The 12,878-nt window shown below is 66.2% G+C and carries 12 protein-coding genes; 3 read left to right on the top strand and 9 right to left on the bottom strand.

Annotated features, from left to right (window positions below):
* Positions 1–37 precede the first annotated feature (37 nt).
* Positions 38–577 (top strand): Smr/MutS family protein, encoded by a 540-nt coding sequence (locus tag AC1PLS_RS08975; protein ID WP_039527819.1) that lies wholly within the window; start codon positions 38–40, stop codon positions 575–577.
* Between the two features lie 136 nt (positions 578–713).
* Here AC1PLS_RS08975 and truD read toward each other — a convergent pair whose 3' ends face one another.
* The 9 genes from truD to AC1PLS_RS08930 all read right to left on the bottom strand — a co-directional run bounded on the left by truD (position 714) and on the right by AC1PLS_RS08930 (position 8,633).
* Positions 714–1,823 carry a tRNA pseudouridine(13) synthase TruD gene (gene truD, locus AC1PLS_RS08970; protein WP_481104409.1) on the bottom strand — a complete coding sequence of 370 codons (1,110 nt, stop codon included), beginning with the start codon at positions 1,821–1,823 and terminating at the stop codon, positions 714–716.
* A 243-nt stretch (positions 1,824–2,066) separates the two neighbouring features.
* On the bottom strand, positions 2,067–2,558 hold the full coding sequence (gene ispF, locus AC1PLS_RS08965) for a 2-C-methyl-D-erythritol 2,4-cyclodiphosphate synthase (RefSeq protein WP_065032327.1): 492 nt from the start codon (positions 2,556–2,558) through the stop codon (positions 2,067–2,069).
* A 15-nt stretch (positions 2,559–2,573) separates the two neighbouring features.
* A complete protein-coding gene (gene ispD / locus AC1PLS_RS08960; RefSeq protein ID WP_184434273.1) occupies positions 2,574–3,374 on the bottom strand; it encodes a 2-C-methyl-D-erythritol 4-phosphate cytidylyltransferase in 801 nt (266 codons plus the stop codon).
* Positions 3,371–3,727, bottom strand: a complete 357-nt coding sequence (gene ftsB / locus AC1PLS_RS08955) for a cell division protein FtsB (RefSeq protein WP_016904016.1) — start codon at positions 3,725–3,727, stop codon at positions 3,371–3,373. Before ftsB ends, ispD begins: the two co-directional genes overlap by 4 nt.
* A 3-nt stretch (positions 3,728–3,730) precedes the next feature.
* On the bottom strand, positions 3,731–5,023 hold the full coding sequence (gene eno / locus AC1PLS_RS08950; protein WP_016904017.1) for a phosphopyruvate hydratase: 1,293 nt from the start codon (positions 5,021–5,023) through the stop codon (positions 3,731–3,733).
* A 123-nt stretch (positions 5,024–5,146) separates the two neighbouring features.
* Positions 5,147–5,389, bottom strand: a complete 243-nt coding sequence (locus AC1PLS_RS08945; protein ID WP_024939566.1) for a hypothetical protein — start codon at positions 5,387–5,389, stop codon at positions 5,147–5,149.
* Positions 5,390–5,505: 116 nt separating this feature from the next.
* Positions 5,506–6,336 (bottom strand): 3-deoxy-8-phosphooctulonate synthase, encoded by an 831-nt coding sequence (gene kdsA, locus AC1PLS_RS08940; protein WP_006453321.1) that lies wholly within the window; start codon positions 6,334–6,336, stop codon positions 5,506–5,508.
* A gap of 203 nt (positions 6,337–6,539) precedes the next feature.
* Positions 6,540–8,204 (bottom strand): CTP synthase, encoded by a 1,665-nt coding sequence (locus tag AC1PLS_RS08935; RefSeq protein ID WP_024939564.1) that lies wholly within the window; start codon positions 8,202–8,204, stop codon positions 6,540–6,542.
* 174 nt (positions 8,205–8,378) lie between these two features.
* On the bottom strand, positions 8,379–8,633 hold the full coding sequence (locus tag AC1PLS_RS08930; RefSeq protein ID WP_184434270.1) for a hypothetical protein: 255 nt from the start codon (positions 8,631–8,633) through the stop codon (positions 8,379–8,381).
* Between the two features lie 162 nt (positions 8,634–8,795).
* Here AC1PLS_RS08930 and parE point away from each other — a divergent pair, with 162 nt between their 5' ends.
* Positions 8,796–10,685: a DNA topoisomerase IV subunit B gene (gene parE, locus AC1PLS_RS08925; RefSeq protein ID WP_481104408.1), complete on the top strand. Its 1,890-nt coding sequence runs from the start codon at positions 8,796–8,798 to the stop codon at positions 10,683–10,685.
* A 467-nt stretch (positions 10,686–11,152) separates the two neighbouring features.
* On the top strand, positions 11,153–12,655 hold the full coding sequence (locus tag AC1PLS_RS08920) for a S10 family peptidase (protein ID WP_481104407.1): 1,503 nt from the start codon (positions 11,153–11,155) through the stop codon (positions 12,653–12,655).
* Positions 12,656–12,878 lie beyond the last annotated feature (223 nt).

The raw sequence follows: 12,878 nt of genomic DNA, 5'->3' as shown, positions 1-12,878 counted from the left end.
CGCTTGCGCCTGAGGTTGGGCAGGTTAGGCTGTGAGCATGTCGCATCCTGAAGACGAAGACGACGGCGCGCTGTTCCGCGCAGCGATCGGCGCGGTGAAGCCGATTCGTGAAGTCGCCCCACCGGCCAATGCCAAGCCGCGCCCCAAGCCGCGCGCACGCATGGCCGAGCGCGACGATGCGGAAGCGCACACCGAATTCGCGCGTCTGCTGCGCGACAGTGCGCCGCTGGAGGCCGGCGATACCGCCAGCTACCGGCGCGAGAATCTTCCCACCCGATTGTTTCAGCGGCTCAAGCGCGGTCAGTTCTCGATCCAGGACGAACTGGACCTGCATGGCGCTACCGCCGCGCAGGCCGAATCCCTGCTGCGGCAGTTCCTGCTGGAAGCGCATGCGCACGACCATGGCTGCGTGCGCATCATCCACGGCAAGGGGCTGCAGTCGGACAACGGCGCGCCGGTGTTGAAAAACCTGATGGATCGCCTGCTGCGTCAGCGCAACGACGTGCTGGCGTTTCATTCCGCGCCGGCCACGCAAGGTGGCACCGGAGCATTGCTGGTGTTGCTGGCACGGCGTTAGCGCCGATTGGGCGACGGGTCGCTGGTGCAGGCATGCGCTTGCGCAAAGGACGCGTTGATGGGCAGGCCTGTCGCGGCCAGGTCCGCTCCTACGGCGGTGACGTGTTTGCCGGGCAGCCAACGACAACCGGGCAGGCCTAGGCGTCGGAACCCAGGCCAGCGTTGAGACGGCCGGCGTCGCTGACCTCGCCCAGCTCCCACAGCACCGCGGTGGCGTAGCAGCCCGGCGGCAGTGCGAATGCGATCTGCAGGCTGTCCGCATCCAGCCAGCGATACTCCAGCTGTTGCGGACGCAAGCGCAGTGCGCGGCGCTCCTGCTTCAAGCCCGCGGCCTCCAGACCTTGTCGCAGCACCTCCGATTGCGGATCGGACAACGCGCCCTGCTCCACCGCCGCGGCCTGCGCGGTCGAACGCAGCTCGCCGGCGCCCCACAACGGCCCGCTGGGATGGATATCGAAACGCGCCAGGCGCTCTGCCAGTACATCGGTGAACGGCTCGGGGCCGAACACGCTGCGCGAGCCATCCAGCATCCACGCCTCGCCATCCAGCGCGGTGTCCCAGCTGCCCTGCTCCACGCGCGCGGTGAGCACCCGATTGAACAACGCCGAGCGCGCCGCCGACAGCAGCATCGAGCGTTGATCGTTGCGCCGCCGCCGCCGGGATGCCGGCGCCGCCGACAAGGTGCCGTCGGCATTGGACACATAACCGAACATCGCCAGCGCGGAGGCCACGTTGCCGCCATCGCGGCCGAAACGCTGTTCGCCAAACCAGTTCGGGATACCGCGCGCGGCGATCGCCTGCAGGCGCTGTTCGATCGCCGCACGCTCGCCGTGCACCTGGCGCAACGTCAACACGAAACGATTGCCCAGCAGTGCGCCGCGTTGCAGCTTGCGGTTGTGCCAGGTGTTGGCGATGACCTGCATCTCATCGTCGTCGAGCGCGGCGAGCTCCGGCGCGATGCGCTTGGGCAGATGCACGCTGAAGCGCTGCGTGGTCACCGCATGGCGGTCCTTCAGCCCGGCGTAGCTGACGCCCATCTCGGCGATTCCGGCCCACTGCGCGAGTTTCTTCGCGATATAGGCGGTGTTCTGCCCACGCTTGCGGATGGTGAGCAACAGGTGCTCGCCCTCGCCGGTTGGCTCGAAGGCGGGCAGCTCATCGACCTGAAAATCGTCGGGCGTGCTGCGCATTGCCGCGCCGAGGACCGCAGCGCCATGCGCGCGCGGCAGAACAGAGGTGTCGCTCATGCTGTGATTTACCTTCGCGCCGACAGGTCGTGCGCTATGTGCCGAATGCCTCGGCGCGGTGATGTCGCGGTGCGACGCCAAGACGAGCCCGGCGCAGGTAACCGCGATCTGGAGCGGCTGGAACACCTGGCCGGCATCGGATGCGTGTGGACGGCAGGCTCAGCACTGGAGGGTATGCGGGATGATCGCCATGTCCGGCACCGTCCATGCCACCGACGGTGCGCAGGCGTCTGTGAGCCGCGGTCAGCCGGCGATCCTGCCGAGCAAGACTGCCGCTTGCGCAGCGATGCCCTCGCTGCGGCCGGTGAAGCCGAGTTTTTCGCTGGTGGTGGCCTTGACGCTGACTGCATCGAGTTCGATCGCCAGCAGGCCGGCGATGCGTTCGCGCATCGCCAGTGCATGCGGGCCGATCTTGGGACGCTCGCAGATCACGGTGACATCGGCATTGCCGACCCGCCAGCCACGCTCGCGCAGCAAGTGATCACAATGCTGCAGGAACTGCGCGCTGTCGGCATCCTTCCAGCGCGCGTCGGACGGCGGAAAGTGCTGACCGATATCGCCCAGCGCCAGCGCACCCAGCATCGCATCGCACAGCGCGTGCAACACCACGTCGCCATCGCTGTGCGCGAGCACGCCATGGCTGTGCGCGACGCGCACGCCGCCCAGCATCACGTGGTCGCCCGCACCGAACGCGTGCACGTCGTAGCCCTGACCGATTCGAAAATTGAAAGACATGGTAATCCGTGGTGATTAGGGAGCGTCGGCGTCGTGGTGGGCACCAGCGGACAGCGCATCGGTGTAGCCAACGACCGCCCCGGCGCGCGGGTCGGTTGCAGGCGACTGGGCATCCACTGCAACACCTCGGCGCGCCAGTTCGAATTCGAATCGCGCCAGATCCGTTGGCGTGGTCACCTTGAAGTTGTCTTCGGCACCTTCCACCAGCAACGGGCGCAATCCCAGCCGCTCCATCGCCATCGCCTCGTCGGTCACGTCCACCCCGGCCGCCGACGCCTCGGTGAGGCCACGGATCAGTTGATGGCGACGGAACAGCTGCGGGGTCAGTGCGCGCCACAGCCGCTCGCGTGGCTCGGTGGCATCGATGCCGCCATCGTCGCCGGCCCGCTTGAGCGTGTCGCGCACCGGTGCAGCCAGGATCGCGCCGACCGGATCGCCGCGGCCGATTTCCAGCAGACGCTCCAGATCGGCCAGCGCCAGATTGGGACGCGCGGCATCGTGCACCAGCACAAAGTCATCGGCCCGCACGCTCTCCGGCAAGGCCAGCAATCCGGCCAGTACCGATGCCGCACGTGTCCCGCCGCCGACGCAGGTCAGCACCGGCTTGCCCTGCACCGAAGTCCAGCCCGGCCAATCCGCATCGTCGGGCGCGATGGCCACCACGATGCCGGCCACCACCGGATGCGCGGCAAGCGCCGCCAGCGTGTAGGCCATCAGCGGTTGCCCGGCAGCGGACAGATATTGCTTGGGGGTCTGCCCACCAAAACGCGTGCCGCGCCCGGCGGCCGGCACGATCGCCCAGATCGAACCGGTCATGGCTGTTCCGCCGGAGCGTCAGGCTCGACGGGGGCAGCGGACGGCGCGGCCACTGCGGGCGGCAGCGGCGGTGCATCCTCGACCACGCGATAGAACGTCTCGCCCGGTTTGATCATGCCCAGCTCGCTGCGCGCGCGTTCCTCGATTGCCGCTTCGCCGTCCTTCAAATCCTTCACTTCTGCTGCCAACGCCTGGTTGCGTTGGCGCAGACCTTCGTTGTCCTGTGTCTGATGCGCGACCTGGGCTTCCAGCATCATCACTTCACCGGAATTCCCAGGCCCGAACCAGAAGCGGTACTGCAGCCAAGCCAGCAGCACCGCCAGCACCAGCAGTAGCCAGCGCCAGTTGCGCACGGCTTAGCGCTTGAGCGAAACGAACGCGTCGCGGCCGGCGTAACGCGCGCCGGAGCCCAGCGCCTGCTCGATGCGCAGCAACTGGTTGTACTTGGCGACGCGGTCGCTGCGGCACAGCGAGCCGGTCTTGATCTGCGTGGCGGTGGTGGCCACGGCGATGTCGGCGATGGTGGTGTCTTCGGTCTCGCCCGAGCGGTGCGAGACGATCGAGGCATAGTTGGCCGCATGCGCCATCGCAATGGCTTCCAGCGTCTCGGTCAGCGTGCCGATCTGGTTGACCTTGATCAGGATCGCGTTGGCGGTGCCCGAGTCGATGCCCTGCTTGAAGATCTTCGGGTTGGTGACGAACAGATCGTCGCCGACCAGTTGCACCTTCTTGCCGACGCGGTCGGTGAGCAGCTTCCAGCCGGCCCAGTCGTCCTCGGCCAGGCCGTCTTCGATGCTGATGATCGGGTACTGCGCGACCCAGTCGGCCAGGAAGTCGACGAACTGCTCGCTGGTCAGGCGCTTGTTTTCGCCGACCAGGTTGTACTTGCCGTTGTCGTAGAACTCGCTGGAGGCCACGTCCAGGCCCAGTAGCACGTCTTCGCCGGCGGTGTAGCCGGCCTTGCCGATCGCCTCGAGAATGGTGTCCAGCGCTTCGACGTTGCTGCGGAAGTCCGGCGCAAAGCCGCCTTCGTCGCCCACCGCCGTGCTCAGGCCGTGGCCCTTGAGCACCGACTTGAGCGCGTGGAAGATTTCGGTGCCGGCACGCAGCGCTTCGGAGAACGAGCTGCAGCCGACCGGCAGCACCATGAACTCCTGGAAGTCGACGTTGTTGTCGGCATGCGCGCCGCCGTTGATGATGTTCATCATCGGCACCGGCAGTGCCACATCGGACTCGGTGATGGTGGACAGGTACTGCCACAGCGGCTGCTTGCGCGAGGCGGCCACCGCATGCGCGGCGGCCAAAGAAACCCCCAGCAGCGCGTTCGCGCCCAGGCGGCCCTTGTTCTCGGTGCCGTCCAGGTCGATCAGGCGGCGGTCCAGACCCTGCTGGTCGGCCGCGTCAAAGCCCTTGAGCGTCTCTGCGATGGTGCCGTTGACGTTCTGCACCGCATGCAGCACGCCCTTGCCCAGGTAGCGGGTCTTGTCGCCATCGCGCAGTTCCACCGCTTCCTTGGTGCCGGTCGAGGCGCCCGAGGGCACGGCAGCGCGGCCGAACGAGCCGTCGTCCAGCGTGACTTCGGCCTCCAGCGTGGGGTTGCCGCGGGAGTCGAGGATTTCGCGGGCGAGGATCTTGGCGATAGTGGTCATAGGTCGATCGGTTACCAGTAAGGGGGAAGTACACCGGAAACAAGCTGCGGGATTATCGCCGCACACCGGCACATTGCCAAATCGCGTGAAGCTGCCGCACGCAACAGGCCGGCACACATGCCGCTAGGCCATCAAGCCCAGCAGCGGTAGCCCAGACAGCAGCAGCAAGACTGACAGCAACACCAACGCAAAGATCGCTGCGCCGGATTGGCGAGCCAGCCGCAACGCCAGCGGGCCGGCGATCAGGCAACTTGTGATCGCCACCGCGGCCAGCAGCAGCGTAACCAGCATTGGCACCCGCGTGGCCTGCATGGCATGGTCGCCGTCACCCGGCATGCCGATGCTGGCAGCGACCAGAAACACCATTGCGGCCATACACGCCCACGCGGCGATCGATGCGACCAGCGCGATCCAGCCCCAGGGCCAGTGGCGCCACTGCCGACGCTGGCGCTGCGACGCGGCCAGCGCCCAGGGATCGGAACTCATGCGAAGCGCGCGAACCCGTGCTTCTTGGTGACGGCATCCAGTTCCATCAGGGTCTCGAGCAGCTCTTCCATGCGGTCCAGCGGCCAGGCGTTGGGGCCATCCGACAAGGCCTTGGACGGGTCCGGATGGGTTTCGGCAAACAGGCCGGAAATGCCCACCGCCACCGCCGCGCGCGCCAGCACCGGCACGAATTCGCGCTGGCCGCCGGAACTGCTGCCCTGCCCGCCCGGCAACTGCACCGAATGGGTGGCATCGAACACCACCGGGCAGCCGGTGTCGCGCATAACGCTCAGCGAGCGCATGTCGCTGACCAGATTGTTGTAGCCGAACGAGGCGCCACGCTCGCAGACCATGATCTGCTCGTTGCCGGTCGACTTGGCCTTGTCGACCACCGGCTTCATGTCCCACGGCGCCAGGAACTGGCCCTTCTTGATGTTGACCGGCTTGCCGGCGGCGCAGACGTTCTTGATGAAATCGGTCTGGCGCACCAGGAAGGCCGGGGTCTGCAGCACGTCGACGACGGCGGCGACCTCGTTCATCGGGGTGTATTCGTGCACGTCGGTCAGCACCGGCACGCCGATCTGCTGCTTTACCGCAGCCAGCACCTTCAGGCCCTCTTCCAGGCCCGGGCCGCGAAAGCTGGTACCGGAGGTGCGGTTGGCCTTGTCGAAGCTCGACTTGAAGATGAAGTTGATCCCCAGCTTGCCGGTGATCTCCTTCAGCTTGCCGGCCACGTCCAGCTGCAGCTGCATCGACTCGATCACGCAGGGGCCGGCGATCAGGAACAACGGCTGATCCAGGCCAACGTCAAAGTCACACAGTTTCATCAGGTCACCTATTGATTAAAGCCCCTCTCCCGTCGGGAGAGGGGTTGGTGTGCGGGTACGGTTGCGAAGCGCTGCTGAAGTGCGATGGTTTGCCCTGGCTGACGCGTGGCGACGCGTCCGTCATGGCTGCCAACTCCCGGTGCGTTGCGGCGCCGCTCATCCGGCGCTGCGCGCCAGCTTCTCCCGACGGGAGAAGGAGCGGCTCAGGCACGCGCTTCCTTCAGCAGTTTTCCGCCCGCCTTCTTCTCGCGCGCAGCGCGCACGAAGCCGATGAACAGCGGATGCCCGTCGCGCGGGGTGGACAGGAATTCCGGATGCGCCTGGCAGGCCAGGAACCATGGGTGCGCATCGCGCGGCAGCTCCACCATCTCCACCAGCGTGTCGTCCATCGACTTGCCGGAGATCACCAGGCCGGCGTCTTCCAGCTGGGTGCGGTAGCGGTTGTTGAACTCGTAGCGGTGACGGTGACGCTCGGCGACCACATCCTTGCCGTACACCTCGCGCGCCAGCGTGCCCGGCTTGAGCCGCTGCTCCTGCAGACCCAGCCGCATGGTGCCGCCCAGGTCGGACTTCTCGTCGCGCTTTTCCACTTCGCCGGTGGCGGTGCGCCATTCGGTGATCAGGCCGATCACCGGGTGCGGCGACTGGCGATCGTTCTCGGTGCTGTTGGCTGCGTCCAGATCGGCCACGTGGCGGGCATAGTCCACCACCGCCGCCTGCATGCCGTAGCAGATGCCGAAGTACGGCACCTTGTGCTCGCGCGCATACTTGGAGGTGAGCACCTTGCCTTCGAAACCACGGTCGCCGAAGCCGCCCGGTACCAGGATGCCGTCGATATCCTGCAGCGCAGCCATGTCGCTGCCTTCCAGATCCTGCGCTTCCAGCCACTTCAGGTTGACCTTGGTGCGCTGGCGCAGACCGCCGTGACGCAGCGCTTCGGCCACCGACTTGTAGGCGTCCTGGTGATCGACGTACTTGCCGACCACCGCAATGGTGACCTCGTCCAGCGGGTGCTTGACCGCATCCACCACCGCAGCCCATTCGGACAGGTCGGGCGCAGCCACCTTGTCGCGCAGCTTGAACTGATCGATGACCAGTTCGTCCAGGCCCTGGCGACGCAGCTCCAGCGGCATGCCGTATAGCACATCGATATCGGGGCAGCTGATCACTGCGCGCTCGGAGACGTTGGTGAACAACGCGATCTTGCGGCGCTCCGAATCCGGCACCGCCTGCTCGGAACGGCACAGCAGTACGTCCGGCTGGATGCCGATCGAGCGCAGCTCCTTGACCGAATGCTGGGTCGGCTTGGTCTTCAACTCACCGGCGGCGGCGATGTACGGCACCAGGGTGAGATGCATGAACATGGCCTTTTCGGCGCCACGCTCGGTGCGCACCTGGCGGATCGCTTCCAGGAACGGCAGCGACTCGATATCGCCGACGGTGCCGCCGATCTCGATCAGCGCCACGTCGAACCCTGCGGTGGCCTCGTCGATGCAACGGCGGATCTCGTCGGTGATATGCGGGATCACCTGCACGGTGGCGCCCAGGTAATCGCCGCGACGCTCCTTGCGGATCACGTTCTCGTAGATCCGGCCGGTGGTGACCGAGTTCTTGCGCGACAGCCGCGTGCGCACGTAGCGCTCGTAGTGACCCAGATCCAGATCGGTCTCGGCGCCGTCGTCGGTGACGTAGACCTCGCCATGCTGGAACGGGCTCATCGTGCCCGGGTCCACATTGATGTACGGGTCCAGCTTCATCATCGTGACCTTCAGGCCACGCGCTTCCAGAATGGAGGCAAGCGAAGCGGCGGCAATGCCCTTGCCTAGCGAGGACACTACGCCGCCGGTAACAAAAATCAGGGGGGTCATGGGGCTTGAAGCCTCCCGGAAAGCCATAGTTTAGCGGGTGTCGGGCGAATGCCCAAGGGTTGCGTGACGATCATGTCGTCACAGCGGCGAAAAACGCGCTGCGCCTGGCGCAAATGCAGACGCCCCGACCAAGGCCGGGGCGTCCGTGTGGCGTTATACCGTCGCGCGATGGAATCAGCGCGCCGGCTTTTCTTCTTCCTCTTCCTCTTCCTCGCGCGTGGCGGCGTCGGCCTTGGGCTTGTGTGCCGCAGCAGCGGCGCGGCGCTCGGCCTTGCGCTCGGCTTCGGTCTTGGCCTTGGCGTCATCGGCCTTCTGCGCGCTGGCGCCGGCGCCCTGCCCGGTCTGCTGAGGAGCGGCCTGGGCCATGGCAGGAAGCGCGGCCACTGCGGCAGCACCGAGGGTGAGCATCAGGATGTGCTTGAACTTCATGGTGTCCTCCGGGTTCGGTGACATCCTCAGATGGGGACGTTTGGTTCCGAATCCAACGCCAGGGTATCCAGCCGCACCCCGCCCTGCACTGAACGCCTGTCGCGTGCAAAAAATCGGCTCAGCCCCCACACTTGCGCGTCGTTTCACGTGCCAACGAGATGCATGAACACCCGTTATAACGCCGCCGATATTGAAGTGCTGTCGGGCCTGGACCCGGTCAAACGCCGCCCTGGCATGTATACCGACACTGCGCGCCCGAACCATCTGGCGCAGGAAGTGATCGACAACTCGGTCGACGAGGCGCTGGCCGGTCACGCCAGGCAGGTCGAAGTGACCCTGTACAAGGACGGCAGCTGCGAGGTGTCCGACGACGGCCGCGGCATGCCGGTGGACATGCACCCGGAAGAAAAGATTCCCGGTGTCGAGCTGATCCTGACCCGGCTGCATGCCGGCGGCAAGTTCAGCAACCGCAACTACACCTTCTCCGGCGGCCTGCATGGCGTGGGCGTGAGCGTGGTCAATGCGCTGTCGACCAAGGTCGAGCTGTTCATCAAGCGCGAAGGCAGCGAGCACCGCATGGAGTTCCGCGACGGCCACGCCGCCTCCAAGCTGGAAGTGGTCGGCACCGTCGGCAAGAAGAACACCGGCACGCGGCTGCGCTTCTGGGCCGATCCGAAGTACTTCGACACGCCCAAGTTCAACGTGCGCGCGCTGCGCCATCTGCTGCGTGCCAAAGCCGTGATGTGCCCCGGCCTGACCGTCAAGCTGCACGACGAGGCCACCGGCGAGCAGGACAGCTGGTACTTCGAGAACGGCCTGCGCGACTACCTCAAGGGCGAGATGGCCGCGCACGAGATGCTGCCGGCCGACCTGTTCGTGGGCAGCCTGAAGAAGGACACCGAGATCGTCGACTGGGCCGCGGCCTGGGTGCCGGAAGGCGAGCTGGTGCAGGAAAGCTATGTCAACCTGATCCCGACCGCGCAGCACGGCACCCACGTCAACGGCCTGCGTTCGGGCCTGACCGATGCGTTGCGCGAGTTCTGCGACTTCCGCAACCTGCTGCCGCGCGGGGTCAAGCTGGCGCCGGAAGACGTATGGGACCGGGTCACCTTCGTGCTCAGCCTGAAGATGACCGACCCGCAGTTCTCCGGGCAGACCAAGGAACGCCTGTCCTCGCGCCAAGCCGCCGGCTTCATCGAAGGCGCCGCGCACGATGCCTTCAGCCTGTATCTGAATCAGAACGTGGAGATCGGCGAGAAGATCGCGCAGATCGCCATCGACCGCGCCAGTGCGCGCCTGAAGACCGAAAAGCAGATCGTCCGCAAGAAGGTCACCCAGGGTCCGGCCCTGCCCGGCAAGCTGGCCGACTGCATCAGCCAGGATCTGTCGCGCACCGAACTGTTCCTGGTCGAGGGCGACTCGGCCGGCGGCTCGGCCAAGCAGGCCCGCGACAAGGACTTCCAGGCGATCCTGCCGCTGCGCGGCAAGATCCTCAACACCTGGGAAGTGGCATCGGGCAGCGTGCTGGCCTCCGAGGAAGTGCACAACCTGGCGATCGCGATCGGCTGCGACCCGGGCAAGGACGACATCACCGGGCTGCGTTACGGCAAGGTGGTGATCCTGGCCGATGCGGACTCCGACGGCCTGCATATCGCCACCTTGCTGACCGCGCTGTTCCTGCAGCATTTCCCGGCGCTGGTCGCGGCCGGCCACGTATTCGTGGCGATGCCGCCGCTGTTCCGCGTGGACGTGGGCAAGCAGGTGTTCTACGCGCTGGACGAAGAGGAAAAGACCACGCTGCTGGACAAGATCGCGCGCGAGAAGCTCAAGGGCCAGGTCAGCGTCACCCGCTTCAAGGGCCTGGGCGAGATGAATCCGCAACAGCTGCGCGAATCGACCATCCACCCGGATACGCGTCGCCTGGTGCAGCTGACCATCGACGATGGCGAACAGACCCGCTCGCTGATGGACATGCTGCTGGCGAAAAAGCGCGCCGGCGATCGCAAGCAGTGGCTGGAGACCAAGGGCGATCTGGCGTCGCTGGAGGTTTGAGTTCGCTGAAAATCCGAAAACACCAAGCAGCGGAAGCTTCGCCCCCATCGTGGCGAGAAGGCACTGCTTGTGCAGGTATCTTCGAGCGCCCGCGCTGCCAGCCCGGGCCGGGGATGCGAAGCGGAAGTTGGGGTGAGGGTGAAGCCGATGATTCACTCTGGTGGCGCGTGGCGACGCGCTTGCCATCGCTGGCAGTGATATCCCTCTGAGGCGCCCCTCATCCGCCCCTGCGGGGCAGCTTCTCCCGCGGGGAGGAGGTGTTGCCGGTTTTCTTTTCAGTCGACGCGGATTTCAGCGGATGGCGCAGACCCCCACCCTTTGGCTCAGACGGCTGCCTGCACCGGCACATGCTGCTCCTAGCCAGGCAGGCCACGTCGGCCAACGCGACACACATGCCTTTGTGCACATCCATCCGACGCCATCGGCGGCCTAGCATCGTCGCTCCCCTGCCGAACCTTCCGATGCTCATGCCCTGCTTCCTCCGTGCCAGCCTGCTGGCCTGCGTCCTGCTCAGCGGAACCGCGCTGGCCGACGCGCCCGACAAGAACGCTGCAAAAACCGACACCAAATCCGATGCCGCGGCCGCCAAACCCGTGCCACTTCCGGCCGATGCCAGCGTGCGGCAAAGCACCCGCGTGGGTGGGCGCACGCTGAGTTACACCGCAACCGTCGGCACGCTGCCGGTGCGCGATGCGCAGGGCAAGACCACCGGCGAGGTGGTGTTCACCGCCTACACCGTCGATGGCAAGGACCGCCCGGTGACCTTCGCGCTGAATGGCGGCCCCGGTGCGTCGTCGGTGTATCTGAACATGGGCGCGATCGGACCCAAGGTGGTCGGTTTCGGCGCCGAAGGCGACAGCGCCTCCGCGCCGGCGGCGCTGCGCGATAACCCCGGCACCTGGCTGGACTTCACCGACCTGGTGTTCATCGACCCGGTCGGCACCGGCTTCAGCCGCGCCCTGATCGGCGACGACGAAGCCAAGAAACAGTTCTACAACCCGCAGGCCGACGTGGAATATCTCTCGCGTGTGGTCTACGACTGGCTGCTGAAGAACCGCCGCCTGCAGGCACGCAAGTACCTGGTCGGCGAAAGCTACGGCGGCTTCCGCGGCCCGCGCATCACCCAGTACCTGCAGACCCGGCTGGGCGTGGCGATGAACGGCGTGGTGCTGGTGTCGCCGTATCTCAATCCCACCCTCGACGACAACAGCGATGTGTCGCCGCTGGCCTGGATGATGACGCTGCCCTCGATCGCCGCCGCACACCTGGAACGCCAGGGCCAGCTCAGCGACACGGCGATGCGCCAGGTGATCGATTACACCCGCGGCGACTACGCGGTGGCACTGATGAAGGGCCGCACCGATCCGCAGGCGACCGAGGCGATGCTGCAGCAGGTCACCCGCATGACCGGGCTGGACGCGACCTATGTGCGCCGCTCCGGCGGGCGCCTGGAAACCCAGGCCTACCTGCGCGAGGTGTTCCGCGACAAGGGCGAGCTGGGCAGCCGCTACGACGCCAACGTGACCGCGTTCGACCCCTTCCCCAACGATCCCGAGCAGCGCGCCAACGACCCGCTGCTGGACAGCATCATCGCGCCGACCACCACCGCGATGGTGGACTTCGTCACCCGCGTGGTCGGCTGGAAGGTCGATGCGCGTTATCAGGCGCTCAATTACGACGTCAACACGCTGTGGGACTGGAACGACGAACTGCGCAAGGGCGCGGTCACCCAGCTGCGCCAGTCGGTGGCAATCGACCCCAAGCTGCGCGTATTGATCGCGCATGGCTGGAATGATCTCTCCTGCCCGTTCATGGGCTCGGTGCTGACGGTGGACCAGATGCCGACGATGGGCAGCGACCCCAAGCGCGTGCAGGTGCGCGAATATCCCGGCGGCCACATGTTCTACAACCGCACTGACAGCCAGGCCGCATTCCGCAACGACGTCAAGACGATGTACGAAACCCGCTGAGCACCACCATCGCCGGCCGCACACGCGGCGGGCGATGCATTACACCAGCCGCAACTAAACGCGCAACCAGCCACGCTGCCACCAAGCAGCGCAATCCCCTCCCGACCGCCGCGCACACGCCTTACCCCCGTTAATCCGGAGCGGCAAGCGCTGTCGGACGCTGATCAGCCGCACATATCAGGCAGCGCACCAGCTGCTACGAATCCCGAATCCCGATTCCCCA

This window comes from Xanthomonas sp. NCPPB 3218, from assembly GCF_056725185.1.
Note: the sequence above shows the minus strand (reverse complement) of the source record. Positions and strands in the feature narration are given on the sequence as shown.

Bases quoted from the DNA above. Each gene is read 5' to 3' on its own strand.
- eno (WP_016904017.1), bottom strand. From the start codon at position 5,023: ATGACCACTATCGCCAAGATCCTCGCCCGCGAAATCCTCGACTCCCGC.
- AC1PLS_RS08975 (WP_039527819.1), top strand. From the start codon at position 38: ATGTCGCATCCTGAAGACGAAGACGACGGCGCGCTGTTCCGCGCAGCG.
- kdsA (WP_006453321.1), bottom strand. From the start codon at position 6,336: ATGAAACTGTGTGACTTTGACGTTGGCCTGGATCAGCCGTTGTTCCTG.
- ispD (WP_184434273.1), bottom strand. From the start codon at position 3,374: ATGACCGGTTCGATCTGGGCGATCGTGCCGGCCGCCGGGCGCGGCACG.
- ispF (WP_065032327.1), bottom strand. From the start codon at position 2,558: ATGTCTTTCAATTTTCGAATCGGTCAGGGCTACGACGTGCACGCGTTC.
- truD (WP_481104409.1), bottom strand. From the start codon at position 1,823: ATGAGCGACACCTCTGTTCTGCCGCGCGCGCATGGCGCTGCGGTCCTC.
- AC1PLS_RS08930 (WP_184434270.1), bottom strand. From the start codon at position 8,633: ATGAAGTTCAAGCACATCCTGATGCTCACCCTCGGTGCTGCCGCAGTG.
- AC1PLS_RS08920 (WP_481104407.1), top strand. From the start codon at position 11,153: ATGCCCTGCTTCCTCCGTGCCAGCCTGCTGGCCTGCGTCCTGCTCAGC.
- parE (WP_481104408.1), top strand. From the start codon at position 8,796: ATGAACACCCGTTATAACGCCGCCGATATTGAAGTGCTGTCGGGCCTG.
- AC1PLS_RS08945 (WP_024939566.1), bottom strand. From the start codon at position 5,389: ATGGTGTTTCTGGTCGCTGCCAGCATCGGCATGCCGGGTGACGGCGAC.
- AC1PLS_RS08935 (WP_024939564.1), bottom strand. From the start codon at position 8,204: ATGACCCCCCTGATTTTTGTTACCGGCGGCGTAGTGTCCTCGCTAGGC.